Origin of the sequence: Mycobacterium sp. 1245499.0 (assembly GCF_001673615.1) — a bacterium.
Taxonomy (GTDB): domain Bacteria; phylum Actinomycetota; class Actinomycetes; order Mycobacteriales; family Mycobacteriaceae; genus Mycobacterium; species Mycobacterium europaeum_A.
Window position 1 is genome coordinate 1 of record NZ_LZMG01000363.1, and the last position, 20404, is coordinate 20404.

Annotated in this window: 21 protein-coding genes; 9 read left to right on the forward strand and 12 right to left on the reverse strand. The window is 65.8% G+C overall.

The genetic code is table 11. From position 1 onward, the window contains the following. Positions 1–473: 473 nt before the first annotated feature. Positions 474–932 carry a MarR family winged helix-turn-helix transcriptional regulator gene (locus A5646_RS22390; RefSeq protein ID WP_066865281.1) on the reverse strand — a complete coding sequence of 153 codons (459 nt, stop codon included), beginning with the start codon at positions 930–932 and terminating at the stop codon, positions 474–476. 63 nt (positions 933–995) lie between these two features. Here A5646_RS22390 and A5646_RS22395 point away from each other — a divergent pair, with 63 nt between their 5' ends. Then, complete coding sequence (locus A5646_RS22395) at positions 996–1364, forward strand: VOC family protein (protein WP_067024248.1); 369 nt, start codon at positions 996–998, stop codon at positions 1362–1364. Between the two features lie 160 nt (positions 1365–1524). On the opposite strand, the gene A5646_RS22400 is transcribed toward A5646_RS22395, so the two are convergent. Then, complete coding sequence (locus A5646_RS22400; RefSeq protein WP_067024252.1) at positions 1525–1713, reverse strand: hypothetical protein; 189 nt, start codon at positions 1711–1713, stop codon at positions 1525–1527. A gap of 170 nt (positions 1714–1883) precedes the next feature. Beyond that, a complete protein-coding gene (locus tag A5646_RS22405; protein WP_066865272.1) occupies positions 1884–2603 on the reverse strand; it encodes a TetR/AcrR family transcriptional regulator in 720 nt (239 codons plus the stop codon). 112 nt (positions 2604–2715) lie between these two features. On the opposite strand from A5646_RS22405, the gene A5646_RS22410 reads away from it, so the two are divergent. From A5646_RS22410 to A5646_RS22425, 4 genes are read left to right on the forward strand one after another with little or no spacing between them, the layout of a single operon-like run. After that, positions 2716–3858: a VOC family protein gene (locus tag A5646_RS22410; RefSeq protein ID WP_067024255.1), complete on the forward strand. Its 1143-nt coding sequence runs from the start codon at positions 2716–2718 to the stop codon at positions 3856–3858. Continuing rightward, positions 3855–4793 carry a fumarylacetoacetate hydrolase family protein gene (locus A5646_RS22415; RefSeq protein WP_067024258.1) on the forward strand — a complete coding sequence of 313 codons (939 nt, stop codon included), beginning with the start codon at positions 3855–3857 and terminating at the stop codon, positions 4791–4793. Before A5646_RS22410 ends, A5646_RS22415 begins: the two co-directional genes overlap by 4 nt. Further along, on the forward strand, positions 4790–6367 hold the full coding sequence (locus tag A5646_RS22420; RefSeq protein WP_067024261.1) for a bifunctional 3-(3-hydroxy-phenyl)propionate/3-hydroxycinnamic acid hydroxylase: 1578 nt from the start codon (positions 4790–4792) through the stop codon (positions 6365–6367). The genes A5646_RS22415 and A5646_RS22420 overlap by 4 nt, the downstream gene beginning before the upstream one ends. Before the next feature lie 44 nt (positions 6368–6411). Further along, complete coding sequence (locus A5646_RS22425) at positions 6412–7587, forward strand: cytochrome P450 (RefSeq protein WP_231998457.1); 1176 nt, start codon at positions 6412–6414, stop codon at positions 7585–7587. Between the two features lie 335 nt (positions 7588–7922). Here A5646_RS22425 and A5646_RS22430 read toward each other — a convergent pair whose 3' ends face one another. The 6 genes from A5646_RS22430 to A5646_RS22455 all read right to left on the reverse strand — a co-directional run bounded on the left by A5646_RS22430 (position 7923) and on the right by A5646_RS22455 (position 13690). Continuing rightward, complete coding sequence (locus tag A5646_RS22430) at positions 7923–10823, reverse strand: RND family transporter (protein WP_067024267.1); 2901 nt, start codon at positions 10821–10823, stop codon at positions 7923–7925. Next, the gene (locus A5646_RS22435) at positions 10820–11290 is read right to left on the reverse strand and encodes an MmpS family transport accessory protein (protein WP_304441928.1); all 471 of its coding nucleotides are present in this window, start codon (positions 11288–11290) and stop codon (positions 10820–10822) included. Before A5646_RS22435 ends, A5646_RS22430 begins: the two co-directional genes overlap by 4 nt. Before the next feature lie 410 nt (positions 11291–11700). Further along, positions 11701–12390 carry a TetR/AcrR family transcriptional regulator gene (locus A5646_RS22440; protein WP_067024269.1) on the reverse strand — a complete coding sequence of 230 codons (690 nt, stop codon included), beginning with the start codon at positions 12388–12390 and terminating at the stop codon, positions 11701–11703. A 48-nt stretch (positions 12391–12438) separates the two neighbouring features. Continuing rightward, positions 12439–12822 (reverse strand): DUF4267 domain-containing protein, encoded by a 384-nt coding sequence (locus A5646_RS22445; protein ID WP_067024273.1) that lies wholly within the window; start codon positions 12820–12822, stop codon positions 12439–12441. A 22-nt stretch (positions 12823–12844) separates the two neighbouring features. Beyond that, entirely contained in the window at positions 12845–13159 is a 315-nt protein-coding gene (locus A5646_RS22450; protein ID WP_067024276.1) for an NIPSNAP family protein, read from the reverse strand. Positions 13160–13213: 54 nt separating this feature from the next. Continuing rightward, on the reverse strand, positions 13214–13690 hold the full coding sequence (locus A5646_RS22455; RefSeq protein WP_067024279.1) for a DUF1772 domain-containing protein: 477 nt from the start codon (positions 13688–13690) through the stop codon (positions 13214–13216). A 101-nt stretch (positions 13691–13791) separates the two neighbouring features. Between A5646_RS22455 and A5646_RS22460 the strand changes: the two genes are divergently transcribed. Continuing rightward, on the forward strand, positions 13792–14382 hold the full coding sequence (locus A5646_RS22460) for a TetR/AcrR family transcriptional regulator (protein WP_067024282.1): 591 nt from the start codon (positions 13792–13794) through the stop codon (positions 14380–14382). A 48-nt stretch (positions 14383–14430) separates the two neighbouring features. Here A5646_RS22460 and A5646_RS22465 read toward each other — a convergent pair whose 3' ends face one another. Further along, on the reverse strand, positions 14431–15132 hold the full coding sequence (locus tag A5646_RS22465) for an SDR family NAD(P)-dependent oxidoreductase (RefSeq protein WP_067024285.1): 702 nt from the start codon (positions 15130–15132) through the stop codon (positions 14431–14433). Between the two features lie 101 nt (positions 15133–15233). Here A5646_RS22465 and A5646_RS22470 point away from each other — a divergent pair, with 101 nt between their 5' ends. The 3 genes from A5646_RS22470 to A5646_RS22480 all read left to right on the forward strand — a co-directional run bounded on the left by A5646_RS22470 (position 15234) and on the right by A5646_RS22480 (position 17911). Beyond that, positions 15234–16067 carry a helix-turn-helix transcriptional regulator gene (locus tag A5646_RS22470; protein ID WP_067024287.1) on the forward strand — a complete coding sequence of 278 codons (834 nt, stop codon included), beginning with the start codon at positions 15234–15236 and terminating at the stop codon, positions 16065–16067. A gap of 188 nt (positions 16068–16255) precedes the next feature. Then, positions 16256–17200: an NADP-dependent oxidoreductase gene (locus tag A5646_RS22475; protein WP_067024321.1), complete on the forward strand. Its 945-nt coding sequence runs from the start codon at positions 16256–16258 to the stop codon at positions 17198–17200. A gap of 213 nt (positions 17201–17413) precedes the next feature. After that, positions 17414–17911 carry a MarR family winged helix-turn-helix transcriptional regulator gene (locus tag A5646_RS22480; protein ID WP_066867830.1) on the forward strand — a complete coding sequence of 166 codons (498 nt, stop codon included), beginning with the start codon at positions 17414–17416 and terminating at the stop codon, positions 17909–17911. On the opposite strand, the gene A5646_RS22485 is transcribed toward A5646_RS22480, so the two are convergent. Both A5646_RS22485 and A5646_RS22490 read right to left on the reverse strand, forming a co-directional pair. Continuing rightward, complete coding sequence (locus A5646_RS22485; protein ID WP_231998000.1) at positions 17908–18183, reverse strand: hypothetical protein; 276 nt, start codon at positions 18181–18183, stop codon at positions 17908–17910. The genes A5646_RS22480 and A5646_RS22485 overlap by 4 nt on opposite strands. Positions 18184–18248: 65 nt before the next feature. Then, a complete protein-coding gene (locus A5646_RS22490; protein WP_067024290.1) occupies positions 18249–19622 on the reverse strand; it encodes a PPE family protein in 1374 nt (457 codons plus the stop codon). Between the last annotated feature and the right edge of the window lie 782 nt (positions 19623–20404).

Sequence of the window (20404 nt, forward strand, 5' to 3'; positions counted from 1 at the left end):
GGTAGCCGCATCCGACAAACCTTTGGTACCCCTGGCCTGCCGGACACGGCCCTGTTCGAGCAGCAAGCGGCCGCCCTGTTGGCCCCCACGGACGTCATCAACCGGTCGTCAAAAAGAACGACGAGCACCTCGACCGGCTCACCCACGCGTCGGCGTTGCTCAGGTTCGCAGCGACTGAAATGTCGCGAGCTGCAGATCAATACGCGGGGAGGGCGGCCGCTTGCCGAAGCACAACCCGCCAGCCCATTCCCCAGACCCGCTGGTTGGCCAGTCCATGCTGGGCAATCATGTTTAGATCATGTAGTTTTCGGCCCAATGAAGAGGATCGGTGCAGCGCGCCAGAACCAACCGTGTCGACAAGGAGTTGCACGGCGTCTCGACACGTCGTCCCCGTTATTCGGCTACGTCCGCCACGGATGATCGGGCGGCGGCGCCTGCGGACATTGCAGGCGCGTGGAGCGCAAATGAACGAGCTACGCGCCGTCTTTGCCGTCGCGCAGGGAATGGACCATGCTCTGCAAGATCCGGAACGCCTGTGACTGCTCGGCCTCGCTAAGGCCGGCCAGCATTCTGACCTCGACGGAACGGACCGCCGCCGACGCCTTCTCGAGGCTCCGTCGGCCGCGGGGTGTGAGCCGGGTCGGAAGGACCTTCCCGACGGGTGCCTCGGCGGGCCTGGTCACGAAGCCGTCTCGTTCCAGAGCCTGCAGCAGCACGTTCATCGACTGCCGTGTCACGAACGCGCCCCGGGCGAGCTCGGAGTTCGACAAGCCCGGGCGTTGAGCCAGCAACTCGAGGCACGAGTAGTGCGTCACGCTCATCCCGAGTGGCCGCAGCACCTCCTCCATGGCTGCGCGAAGTGCACTCGACGCCTCTTTCAGCACGTAACCCAGTGACGTCTCCAAGTCGACGCCCACACCGCCTTGACTCATGTCAGCATTCTGACATACAGTCACGTATGTCAGAAAACTGACATACGTCGAAGGAGTCGCCTCATGCCTGCCACCGGTCCTGACTTCATCTCGCTCCAAGCGCGCGATCTCGCTGCGTCGCAGGCCTTCTACGAGCGATACCTCGGCCTCGTCCGATCGCAGGCCGGGCCTCCGCACGCCGTCGTGTTCGAGACGAAGCCGATCGCGTTCGCAATCCGCGACGTCATTCCGGGCACCGACCTCGCATCCGTTGCTCAGCCCGGCATCGGTACCGCGATCTGGCTCCACGCCAACGACGTCCAGGCCATCCACGATGCGCTCGTCGCCGATGGTCACACCATCGTCTCCGCGCCGATCGACGGCCCCTTCGGCCGGACATTCACCTTCGCCGACCCCGACGGCTACCATGTCACGCTCCACGGCCGCGCCTGATCGAAAAGCGCCACCGGACGAAGTGCGTGAAGGGACAACGCTGTTCGCGATGCGCGAGCAGTTCACGTCTCGTAACAAGGCCTCGGTTCCGGCGATCAGGATTAAACACAGATCCGAGCGCAGCGTCCAGTAGCCGGCCGTTTTGGTGAATGCACTGAGGCTAGGAGGCCGCTCGCCGTAAACGTCGGACGTCGTGTTCGACGCAGCCGACGCGGTCGGCGGCTTCGGCGACCGACAGCTCCGGATTTAGTAAAATTTGCATTTCTTCGGCCGAGAATATCGGTTCGACATCCCACGGTGCGTGATCCCAGCCGGCGTCCGAAAAACCGGCAAACAGAGGGTCGCTCATGAAATTTCCTTGGATCAAGTGGGGACGGGCTTCTGCATGGTCCTGCGTCCCACGCGAAATGAAGAACTGCGGCTGCTGGCTGTGCCGCAGGAGTATGTACCGATGTTAACCGCGCGGGCGCGCGTTCGCAGCGCGAGAAGGTATCGGGGTCGCGCGGAGGCGAACGTGTTTCAGTGGGGGTCGATCGAGGCGGGTGTTATCGGGGTGGGCCAGTCGACGGGCGATTCGCGCAATGATGAGATGTCGGGCAGCGGCTTGCGGCACAGCGCGCTGGCCTGTTTGGGCGTCATGCCGAGCGTCCGCAGGAGGCGTTCGGTGACCGCGTCGACGGTGGCGTCGGTGTCACGTTCGGGACGCTCCCGCAGCAGCGTGGCCAGGCCGATGAACATGCCTCCGGCGATGGCCAAGCCCAGTTCGGGATCGCCGATTGTGAACCGTCCCTGGTCGATCGCCGCGGCGATGTCGCGTCGCGCCCGCGGCGACAGTCCGCGGTCGGACAGGATGAGCGAGTCTCCGTGCGCCAGCAGCAACGCGGCCTCCTGCGGGCGGTAACGGAACAGTCGCCCGCTCAGGCGGTAGTTGGCGGCAAAAGTTTCGGCTGGGTCCGAGATCGATCCGGTGAAGCCGTCGAGCAGGGCACCGAGGTCGTCGAGGGCGTCGGTCACGGCCGCGGCGAACAGCTCCTCCTTGCTCGAGAAGTGGTTGTAGAAGGACCCCATGCCCACATCGGCGGCCTGGGTGATTTCCAGTATGGGAACGCTGAGTTTGCCCTGCGCGATAAACCCTTTCGCCGCCCGCACCAGAGCGTTGCGCGTGCGCATCTTGCGTCGTTCCAGGCGGTTGACCGGCGTGTTCGACGACTCAGCGGCATCGCGCTCGGGCATGTCCATGGGCCACAGGTTATCAGGTTCGGCTCAATCCTGAGGATATCGTCAGAACCCTTGACTGAGCATTCGTACGTATGTGACGATTTCGTCAGATCGAAGGCGAGGAGGGCAGCGCGTGGCACAGAGAGTGACGCCAGTGAGCGACGGGCACGCGGGTCTGCACAGCGACCAGGGCGCCCTGCGCGGCGAACATCCCGGCCGGTCGCGGGATCCCATCATTCGGGTGGCCGACATCGCCTGGCTCGAGTTCGACAAGCCCGACCTGGTCCGCGCGGAGGCCTTCGCCCGAGCTTTCGGGTTCGGCATCGCCCTACGCGAGCCCCAGCAGCTGCATCTGCGCGGCACCAACGCCGGCTCGGCATGCGTCGTACTGCGTCGCGGGCAGCGCAGCCGATTCGCCGGACTCGCGCTGCGCGCGGCCGACGAGGTCGACCTGGTCCGTCTGGCGGACAAAACCGGCGCCTCGCTGCAGCCGCTCCCGGAATCGATCGGGGGAGTGGCGGTGCATCTGACCGATCCCAGCGGCATGGCGGTCAAGGTCGTCGCCGGTCTCCACGAGCTGCCGGCCCAACCCGCTCAGGCCCCGCAGGTCGTCAACACCGGGCCCGACGACGCGCGGATCAACGCCACCGTGCGGCCGCCTCGCGTGCCCGCCCGCGTGCAACGCCTCGGTCACGTCGTACTGCAGTCCACCACCTACCTGCGCACACTCAACTGGTATCTGGACACCTTCGGGATGATCGTCAGCGACTTCCTGTTCTTCCCCGGCCAGCGCGCCCGCGGCCCGGCAATGAGTTTTATCCGCTGCGACCGCGGCACCACCCCGACCGACCACCACACCCTCGCCCTGGCACTCGGACCGGCCAACCGCTACATCCACTCCGCCTACGAAGTCAGCGATCTCGACGCGCTGGCCGCCGGTGGTGAATACCTGCGTGAACGCGGCTACCACCGGTCCTGGGGTATCGGTCGCCACATCCAGGGCAGCCAACTGTTCGACTATTGGCGCGACCCGGACGGCTTCCTCGTCGAACACTTCACCGACGGTGACATGTTCGACAACACCCTCGAACCCGGCTGGGCCCCCTTCACCGCATCCGGCCTGGCGCAGTGGGGACCACCGGCGACCAAAGACTTCCTCGACGCCGACCCCCGCGCGGCGCGCCATCAGCTGACCTCGATGCTCACCGCCCTGCGCGCGGACAACGAATTCGACCTCAACCGGCTCATCGGATTACTGAAAGTAGCGATCTCGTGACCATTTCCGTCCTCCGCACCGCCGACGGCTGGTGGGCGCACAACGCCACCGGCGCCGCCCGCATCGACACCAACGCCGCCACCACGGCCGAACTCCTCGCCGACAGAGCCGCGATCGACGCGGCTGCCGCCATGGCCGGCACCGTCGCCCTCGACGAACTGCAGCTGCTGTCCCCGGTGACCACCCCATGCCGCGTCGTCGCCCAGATGACCAACTTCGAATCCCACGTCATCGATTCCGGTATGGACCCAAAGACGGTGCCGCTGACCTTTTTTCGGAAGTCCTCGGCCTCCATCACCGGCCCCTTCGGCGCGATCGTCCGCCCGCCACATGTGGTGCTGCTGGACTACGAGGTCGAAATCGGCCTCGTCATCGGGCGCGACATCCCGGTGGGCACCACCATCACCGACGCGAACCTGGCCGAGTACATCGCCGGTCTGACCATCACCAACGACGTGTCCGCCCGCGACATCCAATTGCCGCAAACGCAGTTCTACGAGGCGAAGTCGTACCCGACCTTCACCCCGGTAGGGCCGGCGCTGGTGCTCGTCGACCCTACCGAGCTGACCCGATTCGGCGACCTGCGGCTGCGCCTGAGCGTCAGCGGCGAGGAGCGCCAGAATTCGGTCGTCGACGGCGACATGCTCTACCGACCGCTACAAGCACTGCAATCGCTGACACGATTCCAAGACCTCGCGGCCGGCGACCTGATCCTCACCGGCACCCCGGCCGGCACCGCGCTGACCGCCCCGCCCAAGCCAATCGAGATCATCGGCAATCTGCTACCGCCGGCCGTCAAGTGGAAAGCCTTCTTCTCCCGACAGGCGAAGAACCCGAAGTATCTGCAGCACGGCGACGTCGTCGAGGCCTCCATTGCCACCGACGACGGCGCCATCGATCTCGGCGCCCAACGGTTGGCGGTGCGCCACGCATGAGCGCCCCCAGTGGCGCGCCCGCCGAGCATGTCTCGGTGGCCATCGTGGGCGGCGGTCCCACCGGCATCACCGCGGCGACCTTGCTCGCGCAGTACGGGGTGGACACCCTGGTGCTGGACCGGTGGCCGCAGGTCTATCCGCAGCCGCGCGCCGTGCACCTCGATGATGAGGTCTACCGCATCCTGGCCCGGCTCGGCATCGCCGACGACTTCGCCGCGATCTCCCGTCCGGCCCGCGGTCTGCGCTTGGTGGACCGGAATCTGAAGGTACTGGCAGAATTCCGGCGCGATACACCGGTGACGCAGAACGGCTTTCCAGCGGCAAGCATGTTCGACCAACCCGAACTCGAGGAGTTGCTCCGCCGCAACCTCGCCCGTTTTCCGCACGCCCGATTCCGAGGTGACGTCGAGGTTCTCGGGGTGACCGCAAACGATGCGGCAGGTCCACTGCACCTGCGGATCCGCGACCGCATGACCAACCTCGAGTCGACCATCAGCGCCGACTACGTGCTGGGCTGCGACGGTGCCAACAGCACAGTGCGCGGCGCCATAGGCGCGTCGATGCGCAACCTGAAGTTCGACCAGCGCTGGCTGGTCGTCGACATCACCACCACCAACGACCTGCAGCAGTGGGACGGCGTGCATCAGGTCTGCGACGGGCAGCGGGCCGGGACCTACATGCGTATCGGACCCACGAGGTACCGCTGGGAGTTCGCGCTGCTCGATCACGAATCGGTCGACGACTACGCCACCCTGGCCGCCCTGCGGCCGCTGATCGCCCCGTGGACGCAACACGTCGCCGACGCGGACCTGCGCGTGATGCGGGCCGCCGAGTACACCTTCCGCGCTCAGATCGCCGACCGCTGGCGGCGTGGGAACATCTTTCTGCTCGGCGACGCGGCCCATCTCACCCCGCCGTTCATCGGTCAGGGCATGGGTGCCGGACTGCGCGACGCGATGAACTTGGCATGGAAGATCGCCGCCGTCCAGCGCGGAGGTCTCGCGCCCAGTGTGCTCGACAGCTACGAGGCCGAGCGACGGCCGCATGCCCGCGCCATGATCGCCTTGGCGCTCAACGTCGGACGCGCCATGACGTTTGGCGGCCGGCTCGGCGCGGCCGCCCGCGCCGTCGTGCTGCCCCGCGTGCACCTGGTGCCCGGGCTGCGGGCGAAGGTCACCGATTCGCAGACCCCGCCGCTGCGGTCCTCGACGCTGGTTCGGCGCACCCTGGCGACCCGCGGTATCACGGGGCGGCTCTGCCCAAACCCGTTTCTGGGCAACGGTTATCGGCTCGACGACGCATTGGGAACAGGCTTCGGCGTGATCACCACCGTCGAGCTGACCCCGTCGCAGCGGGACATCGTGGCATCACGCGGTGCCCGCGCGATCCACGCCGCCGCAGGGTCGGAGTTGGCGCACTGGCTGAACCGCCACCACGTGGAGGCCGCGGTGATCCGACCCGACCGCACCGTCATGATCGCCGGCCGCAACCTCACCACCCTGTGCCGCGCTGTCCCGCTGTTCCTGGTCGACCGAGCGTCGGACATCTCGCAACGTATCGGCCCGGCCCACTAGGAATAGGAATCGTCCCCGTGTTTCGTCGCCCCTCTGCTGTACCGGTGTACCGGCCCGACATCTACACCCGCGCAGCGATTCTCGACCCCCACCCGCACTACCGTGCCTTGCGTGAACTTGGGCCCGTCGTTTGGCTGACCCGTCACCGCCTCTACGCGCTGCCGCGCTACGCCGCATGCAAGGCCACCCTGCGCGACGACGGCCAGTTCCTGTCCGGACACGGGGTCGCAGCCAACCCGCTGGCCAACCGCCTCTCGCGCGGCACCACCCTCAACAGCGACGGCGCCGACCATGACCGGCGCCGAAAACTCCTCGCGCACCGCATGATGCCTCGCGCCCTGCGCGCGCTCGGCGACGACGTCGACGCCCAGGCCCGCTCCATCGTCGAGGACGCCCTGCGCCGGGAACAGGTGGACGCGGTCGCCGATCTCGCCACGGCCCTACCGCTGGCCGTCGTGCCCGATCTGGTGGGGTGGCCGCGCGATCAACGAGCCCGCTTACTCGATTGGGGCGCAGCTACATTCGACATCCTGGGACCGGTGAACCTGCAGGCGCTTAAAGCCGTACCGCGCAGCCTGCAGATGCTGTGCTTCGCGCGCCGCGTCGTACGCGACCGCAACGTGTTACCCGGCAGCATGGCCCATGAACTCCTGACCGCTGTCGACGAGGGCAATCTCGCCGTCGACGAAGTGCCGCCGCTGATGATCGATTACATCGCCCCGTCGCTGGACACCACCATCAGCGCTATCTCGAATGCCATCTACCTGTTCGCCCGGCATCCCGACCAGTGGGAACTGCTCAAAAGCGATCGCTCTTTGATCCCCAACGCCGTCAACGAAGTCGTGCGCTACGAGTCCCCGCTTCGCGCGTTCACTCGAAAGGCCGTGCACAGCACGGAGATCGAGGGTGTGCCCATCGCTGCTGGCGCCCGGCTGCTGCTCATCTACGCCTCAGCCAACCGTGACGAGCGCGAGTGGGATGCTCCCGACGTTTTCGACATCCGCAATGACGCCGGACGCCACGTCGGGTTCGGCAACGGCGCGCACGCCTGCGCCGGTCAAGCCCTCGCGCGGATCGAGACCACCGCAATGCTCAAAGCGCTCACCGAGAGCGTCGAGCGCATCGAGGTAACCGCGGAGCCGACCTGGGCGGTCAACAACATCATCCATCGTCACGACCACCTGCCGGTGCGGCTGATTGCGGCCTCAACCCGGCGGTGATGCCTCAGACTTCCCACTGATTCACGTCGTGACATCGAGCGCGGCGCGCACGATGCTGTCTGCGTCGATGCCGTGGTACCGGTACACCGCGTCGAGGTCGCCCGGCTGCCGAAAGTGTTCACTCCTGGCGATTTTAAGGCGCACCCGAGATGGTGGCCGGGAAGTCGAGGGTCTGGGGATGCCCACCGGTACCACTGGATTCAGTGCGGTGAATTTTCGGTGTGGTGCATGCTGAATCAGCCGTCCACCAAAGCCTCTTCATCTACCCAGTGGGTGGTCCCGAAATGACCCGCTTCTCAGTCAGCCCGGGGGTCACCTGCGTGGTGCGGGGCTGCTCATACTTTTTGCATCTCCTTGGACTCGTGATGCAGCGGTTGCGGCCATGGTTGGGCAAGGGGTCGGGGCCGCACGCGGCGTGGCCACCAGAACCACCTGCCCAGCAAGGCTGCCAGGGAGGGCGTCATCAGCGAGCGGACAATCAGAGTGTCGAAGAGCAGGCCGAGACCGATGGTGGTCCCGACTTGTCCGATCACGATGAGTCTGCTTATGGCCATGGACATCATCGTGAAGGCGAAGACCAGGCCGGCGGAGGTGACCACGGAACCGGTGCCGACCATGGCGCGGATGATGCCGGTGTTGAGCCCAGCGTGGATTTCCTCCTTCATCCGCGAGACCAGTAGCAAGTTGTAGTCGGATCCCACGGCCAACAGGATGATGACCGTCATCGGCAGCACCATCCAGTGCAGGGGAATGCCGATGATGTGTTGCCACAGCAGCACTGAGAGCCCAAACGACGCGGACAGGCTCAACACCACGGTTCCCACGATGACCGCCGCGGCAGCCACGGCCCGGGTCAAGATCACCATGATGATGAAGATCAAGATCAGTGCGGCGACCGCGACGATGAGCAGGTCGTAGTTGGCGCCCTTCTGCATGTCGGTGTACATGGCTGCGCTTCCACCGAGGTAGATCCTTGATCCCTCCAACGGTGTCCCTTTGATAGCGTCTGCTGCCGCGATTTTGAGCGGCGCCGTGCGCGACGTGCCTTCCTCTGTCAACGGGTCGCCTTGGTGAATGATGGTGAACCGCACGGCATGGCCGTCCGGGGACAAGAACAGCTTCACGCCGCGTTTGAAGTCGGCGTTGTCGAATGCTTCGGGCGGCAGGTAGAAGGAGTCGTCGTTTTTGGCCTCGTCGAACGCCTGGCCCATGGCTGTGGCGTTGTCCTGCAAGGCCATGGTTTGGTCTTGCTGGGCTTTCTGGGCCTGATACTGGTTGAGCATCATCTGTTTCTGATTTTTCATCGACGCGATCATGGGCGGCATCAGGGCCACCATCTGCGGCATCAACGCGTCCATGCGGTCAAGGTCGGGAACCAGATCGGAGAGGTCGTCGGACATGGTGCTGATGCCGTCCAGGGCGTCGAACACCGACCGCAGCGACCAGCAGACCGGGATATCGAAGCAATGCTTTTCCCAGTAGAAGTAGCTGCGGATCGGGCGCCAGACATCTTCGAAATCGGCCATGTGATCGCGTAAGTCCTGTACGTCCCCGCTGGTCTTCTTCATCTTGGTGGCCATGTTGTGGGTGACGCCGGCCAGTTGCTGGGTGATGGCCTGCATTTTCTCCATCGAGTCGATGCTGACCTGCATGTCGTCGGCCTGTTTGAGGGTGTTTTGCAGGACGGTCTGTTGGTAGTCGTTGTTCATCACCTGGCCGGTGCTGTTCATGCTGATGTTGTAGGGGATCGAGGTGTGTTGGATCGGCCGTCCCTCGGGCCGCGTGATGGTTTGCACCTGGGCGATACCGTGCACCCGCACAAGGGCTTTGGCGATCTTGTCGATCACCAGGAAACTGGCAGGGTTACGCAAATCGTGATCGGCTTCGACCATCAACAGATCGGGATTCATCTTCGCTTGGGAGAAGTGGCGATCCGCGGCCGCATAGCCGACGTTCGCCGGGACGCTAGCGGGTAAATAGATGCGGTCGTTGTAGGTGGTGTGGTAGCCGGGCAGCGTCAGCAAGCCGACCAGCGCGATCAGGATCGCGCAGATCAGGATGGCGCCGGGCCAGCGCACCGTCGCCGCACCGATACGCCGCCATCCCCGTGGCTGGGTCATGTGTTTGGGATCGAGAACCCGGCCAAAGCGACTGGCCACCGCGATCAGCGCCGGCCCGAGTGTCAACGCCGCAGCGACCACGATCGTCATGCCGATCGCCAAAGGTATTCCCATGGTCTGGAAGTACGGCAGACGGGTGAAGCGCAAGCAGAAGGCCGCCCCGGCAATAGTCATTCCCGAAGCCAGCACGACGTGGGCCGTGCCGTGAAACATGCTGTAATAAGCGGCTTCTCGGTCCTGGCCCAGCCGACGCGCTTCTTGGTAGCGGCCGATCAGGAAGATGGCGTAGTCGGTGGCCGCGGCGATCGCCAGCGTCACTACCAGATTGGTCGCAAACGTCGTCAGGCCGAAAACCTTGAAATAACCGAGGAAGGCCACCAATCCCCGAGCACCGGCCAATTCCAGCAGCACCATCACCAACACGATGCCCACCGTGACCACCGATCGGTAGACGAGCAACAGCATCGTGATGATTACGGCAAAGGTGAGCAGCGTGATCACCTGCATGCTCTTGTCGCCGGTCTCGTTTTGATCGGCGCTCATTGCCGCAGGACCGGTCACATAGGCCTTGACGCCCGCCGGTGCGGGCACGCTGGCGATGACATGGCGCACCGCCTCCACCGACTCGTTGGCCAGTGCTTCTCCCTGATCTCCGGCGATGTAGACCTGCACGTAGGCGGCCTTGCCGTCGACGCTTTGTGCCGCAGCGGCGGTGAACGAATCACCCCAGAAATCCTGCACGTGCTGGATATGCTTCGGGTCAGCCCGCAGCTCGCGCACCACGCGGTCATAGAACTGGTGGGCGTCGGCACCCAGCGGTTTGTCGCCTTCGAGCACGATCATCACCGAGCTGCTCGTGTCGTACTCGTGAAACACCTTGCCCACCCGTTTGGTGGCGATCATCGACGGCGCATCATTGGGACTCATCGACACCGCGCGGGTCTTGCCGACAACCTCCAGTTGCGGCACAACGGTATTGAGAACCACGACCACGGCGACCCAGGCAAGGATGATCGGCACCGCCAGCACCCGAATCGTGCGCGGTATCCCAGGGCGCGACGCGTGGCGGGCGGCCGGGATGGGCTCGGTCTGGGTTTGGTCCATCAGGGCGCTCATGCCGACTTCACCAAGCAGAAGGTCATGGCATTCACCCCGGCCACCGATCGTTCGTCCCTGACCGCGCGATCAACGGTGATCCGACAAGCAATGGAGCTGCCGTCGCCCTGGGCAAGCAGATTGGGCGTTGCCGCCGGTGCGGTGGTCTGCAGCGTCAACGACCACGGCAACACCACGTCCGGGGCGCGCTGCGGCTTCCCGTCGAGGTCGAGGTAATTGATGACCGCCCTGGCCGCAGAGCCGAACACCTCGTAGGTGACGACCTTGGGGTTGAAGTCCGCTGCGCTGTCAGAACTGTTGGGCGCCACCAGGATGGGGTTGGAGCCAAAGACCGCACGCAACTTCGTCACCGCGACGCCACCGACCGCGACTGCCACCACGATGAGCAGCGGCAGCCACACCCGCCGCACAAGCCCGACCGTCGCATTCATCGCCGGCACCCGGCGCGTGAATCGCCGTGCGCCCATCGCCTCGCACCGCGGTGTTCGGGCGGGGTCACGCTCGGGCCCGACGGGATGGTGTGAACTCGAGTCGCATCGGAAAAGGCAGTCAACTACGGGCCTTTCGGCGAAAATGCGGCCAGCGCGAAGTGGATGACCGACGACGACGTGGGGGAGTAAGAGGTAACCTAACCGCCTAAGTGGATGAAGTCAATCCGCTTCTGTGGGACGGTGGTCACATCGGCTCGCGGGGTCGACACCTCGACCGGCGTGCGCTTCGGCACCGGGTTCCAATCTGCACGGTTGAGTCGGCGTTCTCGGGATCCGTTGGCGCTCATGGGTGCGATGCTGCCGGCAACGGAGGTAAGGCTCATGTGCCGTGGATGACTAGGGCTCGCCCGTCATGCGCGCTCGGAGACGATCGGTCGGGTGCCTGGTCAGCTAGACGCTGCGGGATACCAGGTGCGCATCGCGGCGTCGAGCTGTTCGTCGTCGAGCGCTTCGACGGTCAACGGTTTCTGTCCCCTGCGGTGGCGGAGACCGTCGAGGAGGATCGCCACATATCGCCGCCACAGTTCCGGCTCGATATGGCCGGCGTACTCGCTGACCGTACCCGCGATCAGGCCCAAGAACGGCATGTCGTTAGGTGAGATGTCCGGGTGCAAATAGCCGTCGTCCTTGGCCCGCTCAACGAGTTTCGTCACCGTAGGGGTTAGCCGCAGCCGCGAAGCCTCGACGCGGTCACCCCCGTAAGCCTTGCTGAATACGGCTTCCCGCAACCCCCGGTCGGTTGCGGTGAGCTCGCATAACTGCTGCACGAACCACACAAACCCTCGCCACGAGTTCTTTTCTTGCAGCGCGGACTCGGCGAGCGCCGTGATCTGATCGATGCCATCTTCAAAGATCGCCTCGACCAGCTCGTCTTTGGTGGCAAATCGCCGATAAACGGTGCCCACTCCGACACCGGCGTGGTGCGCGACGTCATTGAGGGTCGCCTCGAGCCCTCTCGACGCGAAGAGGTCTCGGGCAGCCTCAACCACCCGCTGGCGATTGCGCTCAGCGTCCTTCCGCAGCGGGCGGCACGGCCCGCACCCCGACGGCACGTCGCTCAGTGTAATCTTCGGCATACTCCAGCGAAACGGATGTGAAATATCCGCTCCGGGGGGCGCTCCTGCCTACGCAATGATCAAGAGCGCAGAAGTGATGACCATGACGGCGGCGGTGACGCCGTGGACTCCCCACGCGACCGACCTCGAGCCGCCGTTGCGCAGCACGATCGACGCGTCAGCCAGCGGAATGATGGTGGCGGCCAGCATCACCCAGCCCACCAGGTGGGTTGCGCCCGCGGCCAACAGGATGATGACGAACAATCCGGTGGCGATGTCACGTATGCCCTTGACGCTCAAGTAGGCGCCAGCGGACGGTTGGTCCAGATCTGGCAGCACACCGTAGCCGGCGGCGGCCACACGGGGCGAGACGAGGAATCGCGCGCCGATGAAGACGATGCCCGCGGCTAGCGGTCCGGCCAGGACGTAGCCGATGGTGGTGGTGATGGACATGTAACGGACTCCCGGGTTTGCGTCAGTGGATTGGTGAAAACGGTGTCGGATCAAGCAGTATCGTCTGGACACCGACGATGTCGCCGATGTCGAAGCCGGCCATGTCGGCAGCGAATTCGGAACCGGTCATGATCTGCCGCGTGAGTTGTTCAGGGTCGGCCCCCGTTGGGTAGCCGATAAGTGTGATGAGGCGAGATGCGCCGCTGCGCTCGGTCCACACGCCATGGGTAGTGACACCGAACGACGCGAATGTCCTCAAGTGGCGGGCCCAGTGAACCGTTGCGTATTGGGCGAGAGCCTCGGGTGATCGCAGGGTGTAGATCCTGAGCTGAAACATCGAATTCAGCGCTCCTTCAATCTATTTCGCCTTTGCCGCGGCTATGCGGGTGCTTTAGAACATCAGCGCCACGCACAGGGCGCTCACCGCCAGACCCTGTAGCACGGCGCGGGGGCCGATGATGCTGTCCCACTTGGCTTGCAGCGCACGCCCGTTCGGCAGGTCCTGGCCGGTATCGGCGGCCGCGGTCAATTGTCGATTGATGGGGGCGCTCACCCGCGTGTAGAGGACGATCCAGATCAACAGCGCGATCAGGGCGGCGGCGGCGGCGATCGCCTGTGGCCAGTGCGCGGCCACCGCTGCGAGCGCCGCGGTCGCCGCGGTGGCCAGAACGCCGAGCACCCCCGGCACCGGCATTCGCCGGTCTCCGTATCGATGCACGCTTCCTGTGACCGCAACCAGGGCACGATCGTCGACCGCGGCCAGGGCCGGTCGCAGCACCATCGCGCAGAACACATCGGTGCCGTAGACCACCGCGGTGCCGAGCAGTGCGGCCAGGGCGGCGGCGCGGGCGATCAAGTCCAAGGTCATGTCAAAACTCCGCTCCGTAGGTAGGTGTTAGCAACGCTAACCCTTGGGCTCCAGCCGCGTCAATAGCAGCGCTAGTAGTTCTAGCCGTGCTATCGTTCGGCATGGGCATTGAGGACCGCCGGGAGCGGGAGCGTGCCGCGCGCCGGCGGCTGATTGTCACGACGGCGCGCAAGCTGGCCGAGGCCGACGGCTGGGATGCCGTCACGACCCGTCGGCTGTCCACCGAGATCGAGTACAGCCAACCGGTGTTGTACAAGCACTTCACCGGCATGGAGCAAATCGCTGAGGCCGTCGCCATGGACGGCTTCGGCGAACTCGCCGACGTCATTCGAGCCGCTCGCTCCGACGGCGGCTCGGACGCCGAAGCTCTGGGCCGAATCGCGCACGCCTACCTCGGCTTTGCCCGCGCCAACCCGGCGGTGTACGACGCGATGTTCACGCGCGCGACCACCCTGCGCTTCGCCGCGCCGGACACACCGCCGCAGTTGACGACGGCGTTCGATGAGCTGCGCCAAGCGGTTCGACTCGTGGCTGGTGAGCATGACGCGGATACCCTCACCGAAGTGTTCTGGGCCGCGCTACACGGCCTGGTGATACTCAGTCGCACGGGTCGGTTGCGCCCAGACCACGACGCGGAGCGTCTCCAACTGCTGGTCAAGGAGTTCGCCGGCAGACACGAAACGGTCGACTAAGCAACGCGTCCGCGCCGTGCGCCTCGGCCGACGCTCTTCAAGCAGTCATCACCATGGCAGCGCACCGTCGCGGTTGACGAAGGTGCCGGTCGGACCGTCTGTGCCAAGCTGTGCCATGCGAACGATCGCCTCGGCGCCCTCGGCCACCGTCTGCGTACCGGTGTTGCCGTTGAGGTCCGTCTTCGTGAACCCGGGATCGACGGCGTTGATCCGGATGTGCGGGAACGCCTTGGCGTACTGCACGGTGACCATGTTCAGCGCCGCCTTCGACGCCGGGTAGGCCACGCCGGGATAGAAGTCCGCAGGGGCGGACGAGAGCAGGGTGAGCGACGCTAGGCCGCTGCTGACGTTGACCACCACCGGCGCGGCAGACCTCTGCAGCAGCGGTAAAAACGCGTGCAACATCCGGACCGTTCCAAAGACATTTGTCTCGAACGTCTTTCGCATCACGTCGGCGGTCACGTCCGCGGGACCGATCACCGCGTTGCCGTCGGCGCGTTCCTCGATCCCGGCGTTGTTGACCAAAACGTCGAGCCCGCCGGCGGACTCGATGGTCCGAACCGCGGCCTGCACCGACTCGTCGTCGGTGATGTCAAGCTGGATAGCGCGCGCGCCCACGGCGCCAGCGGCCAGGCGACCCCGTTCCGCGTCGCGGCTACCCAGGTACACGGTCTGCCCCAGCCCCACCAGGTGGCGAGCGGTTTCCAAGCCGATACCTTTGTTTGCTCCTGTGATGAGTGTCGTCGTCATGACCCCACGATGCGATGCGGCCACCCCCTGAGCCAGGAGTCCGATTTTCCTAGGACCGCCGATACCAGGACGGCTCAATCGAATAAGGGCAAAGTGGACGCATGGCGACGACGGAATTCGGGCTGGCGCTGCGCGCCTGGCGGGACAAAGTGGCTCCGGAAGCCGCCGGACTCTCCGGAGGGAGTCATCGGCGTGCCGCCGGCTTGCGTCGTGAAGAACTCGCGCAGCTGGCCGGAATCTCGGTCGACTACATAACCCGCTTGGAGCAGGGGCGTGCGGTCAATCCGTCGGAACAGGTCATCGAGGCTCTGGCCCGGGCGTTGAGGCTGTCCAGCGCGGATCGCATCCGCCTGTTCAACTTGGCCGGCCGGGTGCCGCCGGGGCAGGGCACGGTACCGGCCTATATTCCGCCGGGCGTGCAACGGATGCTCGACCGGCTACGGGAGACGCCGGTGGCCGTGTTCGACGCGGCGCTGACGCAGCTGATGGCCAGCCCGCTCTACGTCGCGCTCATGGGCGAGCATGTCGGCAAGGAGCGAAACGCGCTGTGGCGCAACTTTCTCGGTGCCCGCGGCCGGATACGACACGCGCCGGAGTCGCTGCTTGACTTGCAAACCGCCCAAGTCGCGGCGTTGCGGGCAACGGCGCAACGCTATCCCGCCGACCAGGCCGTGCGACGGTTGATCGACGAGCTAAAGGCTGAGAGTGGCCTTTTCGCCGAGCTGTGGGACTCGTGCGCCGTGGTCAACTATCAGCTGGCGTCGCGTAAGACCATCGTCCACCCGCAGGTCGGCGCGATCACCCTGGATTGCGACATGCTGACTGTTCCCGGCGCCGACCTGACGATCATGCTCTACACCGCCGAACCCGGCACGGAGGACGCCGAGCGGCTGGCGCTGCTGGCGGTCATCGGCGCTCAATCGCTCGTCGGCTAGCTCGTCGGCGCCTAAGGCGCCACCTGGACGCGATCGAGCCCATCTACCCAACGGGTGCCATCGCCGATGCTTCAATCTCGAAGCATCGTGACGACGATCACAGGCGTCGCGGAAATCGCTTCGATGTCGAAGCGGTTGCTACTCACGTAGCTGCTTCGAATTCGAAGCAAATGACAAAGGAGAAGATCATGAAAGCCGTGCGATACCACCGTTATGGCAGTAGCGACGTTCTGCAGTACGAGGAGGCCCCGCGACCGGTGCCAGGACCACAGCAGGTGCTGGTGAAGGTGGCCGCCACCTCGTTCAACCCGGTCGATGCCGGCATCCGCGGGGGATATCTGTCTGAGGTGTACAAAATCAGCTTCCCGCACGTCCCCGGCGTCGATGTGGCCGGGACGATCGTCGAAATCGGTGCGCAAGTGCAGGGGTGGAGAATCGGCGATGCGGTCGTGGCCTTTCTGCCGTTGGATGCCGATGGCGCTGCGGCCGATTACGCGCTCGCGCCGGTCGAGTCCGTGGCCGCCGCGCCGCGAACGGTGGCTCTCGCCGACGCGGCCGCGCTACCGGAGGCCGGATTGACCGCGTGGCAGGCGCTGTTCGAGATCGCCGGGCTGACCGTGGGGCAGACGGTCCTGATCAACGGTGCGTCCGGTGCGGTCGGCGGCTATGCAGTTCAGCTGGCCAAGCAGGCCGGGGCCGTCGTCACCGCGACCGCTAAGCCGCACGACGCCGACCGTCTGCGCGGCTATGGCGCCGACCGGATCGTCGACTACATCGACTACACGCACGCGCCGATCACCGTCGACGGAGCGCCATTCGACGTGGTACTCAATCTGGTCTCCACCACCCCAGAGCAGACCGAAGCCCTCATCCACGTCGTCGCCGACGGCGGTTTCCACGTCGGCACCATGGTTTCGGGGCCGGAAGACCCCGGCCGCGGCGTCCGCACGCAGCGGGTCTTCGTCCGCAGCGACGCTGAGCAGCTCGCACGCCTGGTCGGCCGCGTCGACGCCGGGCAACTGCACATCGAGGTCGCCGACCGCCGCGGCCTGGATCAGGCCGCGGCCGTGCACGCCGAATCCGACGCCGGCCGGCTGCGCGGCAAGACCATCCTCCTGCCCGCCGAGCAGTAGACCGCTGGCGCAACCATTCAGCGCGGGTAGACCGGGGCTATGGTTCCGGTCTACCCGCATGCGCGCGGGGTCGCTGCCGCTCCCGACAGATGTCTGGTGAGAAAAGCTGTGCCGCCGTGTCTTTCACACTCGCTCGATGGTCGCCGCCGGGCGAAGGCTACCAACGCGTAGCGAAACCCAGCCACTTCGATGTCGAAACATTAGAATCCAAGCATGGCCGAAGCCCTCAACCCCAATCAACTGCGGGCCTACTTCGCCCTGATGGAGGCGGTGAGCCTGCTGCAATATGCGGTGCGCGAACAATTGCAGGCCGAAGGAGGACTGAGCTACGTGCAGTTCGAGATTTTGGCCAAGCTCGCTGACGCCCAACGGAAGCTCACCATGACCGAGTTGGCGGACGGCGTGGTGTACAGCCGTTCCGGCCTGACCCATCAGGCAGGGCTATTGGAAAAGCAGGGGCTCATCACTCGCGCGGTTTCCCCTGACGACCAGCGCGCCACGGTCGTGGACATCACCAAGAAGGGCCGGGCCCGTGTTGCCAAGGTCCTGCCCGGTCACATCCAGGTCGTGCGAGACCTGCTGTTCGGCTCGCTGTCCGCCCGCGAGGTGCGAATCCTCGGCGACATGATGAGCAGTGCCCGCGACCATATGCGTGCTCGGCCGCCCCGCTCGGCCGCCCCACGCAATCGGGTCGCAAGGGGACACAGCTAGTGCGCGTTGGCAATTGCCTCCCGCATCCCCCGACGGACCTGTTGCCTCGCGACCGGACCATCGGTCGAAACGCTCTGGTCGCAGCTGCAACTGAGGCCACCGAACGGATCGGGCTCACCGCCAACGCCCGGATCGGCGCCCGCCGTCGTCGCCACCGAAGCGCCGAACACCACGATCAGGGCGGTGCACATCACCGCTTTCATGCTGAAAGACAGCGGTTTTCGGTTCGGCGTGGAGCGCCGCGCGGTCTGGTGTGCTTTGGGCACGTTCATGGCGATTTCCTTTGCGGTCGAAGAGCTTATCCACCCTTTGACGATGTGATAACCGATTCGGTGCCCTAGCCGGCCACCGGCGAATGCGGAATCAGCGAGACGCGCATGCCGATGCGTTGAACGGCGCCCTCCGATTCGCGTCCGACCATGCCGCCCAATGGCAGCTTGGACACCGCGGTGCCGGGTGATGCCGCGGGTGCGACGGCCCAACCGCCCGGCGCGGCACCGCCGCCCAGCGCCGGCAGCGGGGCCACGGACGAAACCGTCGTCGCCCAACTCGGGGGTACGGACAAGGTGCTCAGCGCGCTGGCTTGGCCCACGCTCGCCGCGGCGCCCTGGCCCAGTCCCGCCAGCGGCTCGAGGCCTCCCACGCCGGCCCCGGCGCTGGCCCCTCCCATGCCGGCTATGCCCTGGGCGCCCTCGGCCCCTAGGATGGAACCGGCGCCCGCTTCGTCCAGTGCCAAGCCCTGATAATCCAAATCGAGGCCGTAGAGGTCGATGCCGATTCCACCGCCGTCGGCGATCAGACCGGCGCCGTCGGCGCCGTATCCTGCCGCCTCGGAGGCCAGGCCCGCAGTGGCCCCGTCCGCCGCGGGTGCGGCGGCGAGCGCCGAGGCCAGGCCCGAGGCCGCGCCGGCACCGGTGCTCGCGCTCTTGGTCGCACCCTTGCCCGAGGCGCCGGTCAAACCCGACAGGGAACTGAGCGGTGCGGAGGCTCCCGACGACCCGAGCGACGCGCCCGTGCCCATTGCCGCCTGCGACAGACCGGTGCTCGAGGATGAGCCGGGGGTCGAGAGGCCCTGCAGAGTCTGGGGCACCGAAGAGGCCCACTGCGTCGCCGATGTGTGTGCGCTGCTACCGAATTGGGCCGTCGCGCGCGTGACGGTGCCGATGTGGCCGGCGAGGCCGCCCGGATTCGTCGTCTGCGGCGGCGTCGCAATCGGCGAAAGCCTCGACGCGGCAGCCGAATTGGCGGCGTAGGTGTACATCGCGGCGGCGTCCTGCGCCCACATCTCGCTGTACTCGGCCTCGGTCGCCATGATGACCGGCGTGTTCTGGCCGAAGATGTTGGTCTGGATTAATGCCAATAGCCGGGCGCGGTTGGCTGCGATCAGCGGAGGTGGCACTGTCATCGCGTAAGCGGTTTCGAACGCCACCGCGGCGGCCGTGGCCTGCGCCGCCGTTTGCCCACATTGCTCGGCGGTGGCGGCCATCCACGCCATGTAGGGCAGCACGGCGCCCGCCATCGACATCGACGCGGGCCCCGACCAGGACTCGCCGGTGAGGCCCGCGATCACGGCGTGGTAGCTTCCGGCGCCGTCCGCCAGCTCGGCGGCCAGCGACTCCCATCCCGCGGCGGCGGCCAGCAAGGTGGCGGGCCCGGGACCGAGGTACATCCGACCGGAGTTGATCTCTGGTGGCAATGCGCCAAAATCCATGTCTTTCCCTAACTTTTTGGTGCCTGGGTTGGCTGACCGTGCCGAGGCCATCGCGTCGCTGGACGTTGGTGGCGTCGCGCCCCACGTCGGGTCAGCAGATGAAGTAGCTGATTGAAAATCGCCGAAGCCGACGCGCAGAGGCGCCATGGTTGACGACGACGCCCGAGGTTCGCGGCGATTGAGGCAGATTGGCTTCGACCGCGAAGATCGCATCGATGCAACTGCCGCGACTGCGGATCAGCCGACGTCAGGCAAGCGAAACCTGTTGACGGCTAACGCCGGACCTGCCGCGACGGCGTTGCCCGCGAGAGTCCGCCATGCATGATCAGCAGCGGGCGACGCAGAATCGAATCAGTAAATTCTGGTCAACTGAGCTGGGCGCCGGCGCACGAGCGGGCGGGTCGAGCCGCTGCTCGGAGCGGACAATCGTGACCATCGGGGGCGTCGCGGATCCGGGGGAGCGGGGCGTGGAAAACGCCAAAGTGGTTGGCCGATAGCGCTTTAGCCCGCCGCCTTTGAACGCCTTGTCGTCGTTCACGGTGGACCACACGCCAACGCGACGGACCGGTATCGAGTCGTTACTCAGCTGTGTGGGGCCGGAAACCGGGCTGGCCGCTGCCGCCACCGCCGGTGGCGCCGCTGCCGCGTCGATTGTCTTCTCGGTGCGCAAAGCCCCGCAACCGAGCACAACTGCGAGAAGGGCCAGCGCAGCAACGACGGCGGACGCAGCTTGTCGTCGTGACCAGCGTGACGGCTTTGTAACTCCGAAACTCACAGTGCCA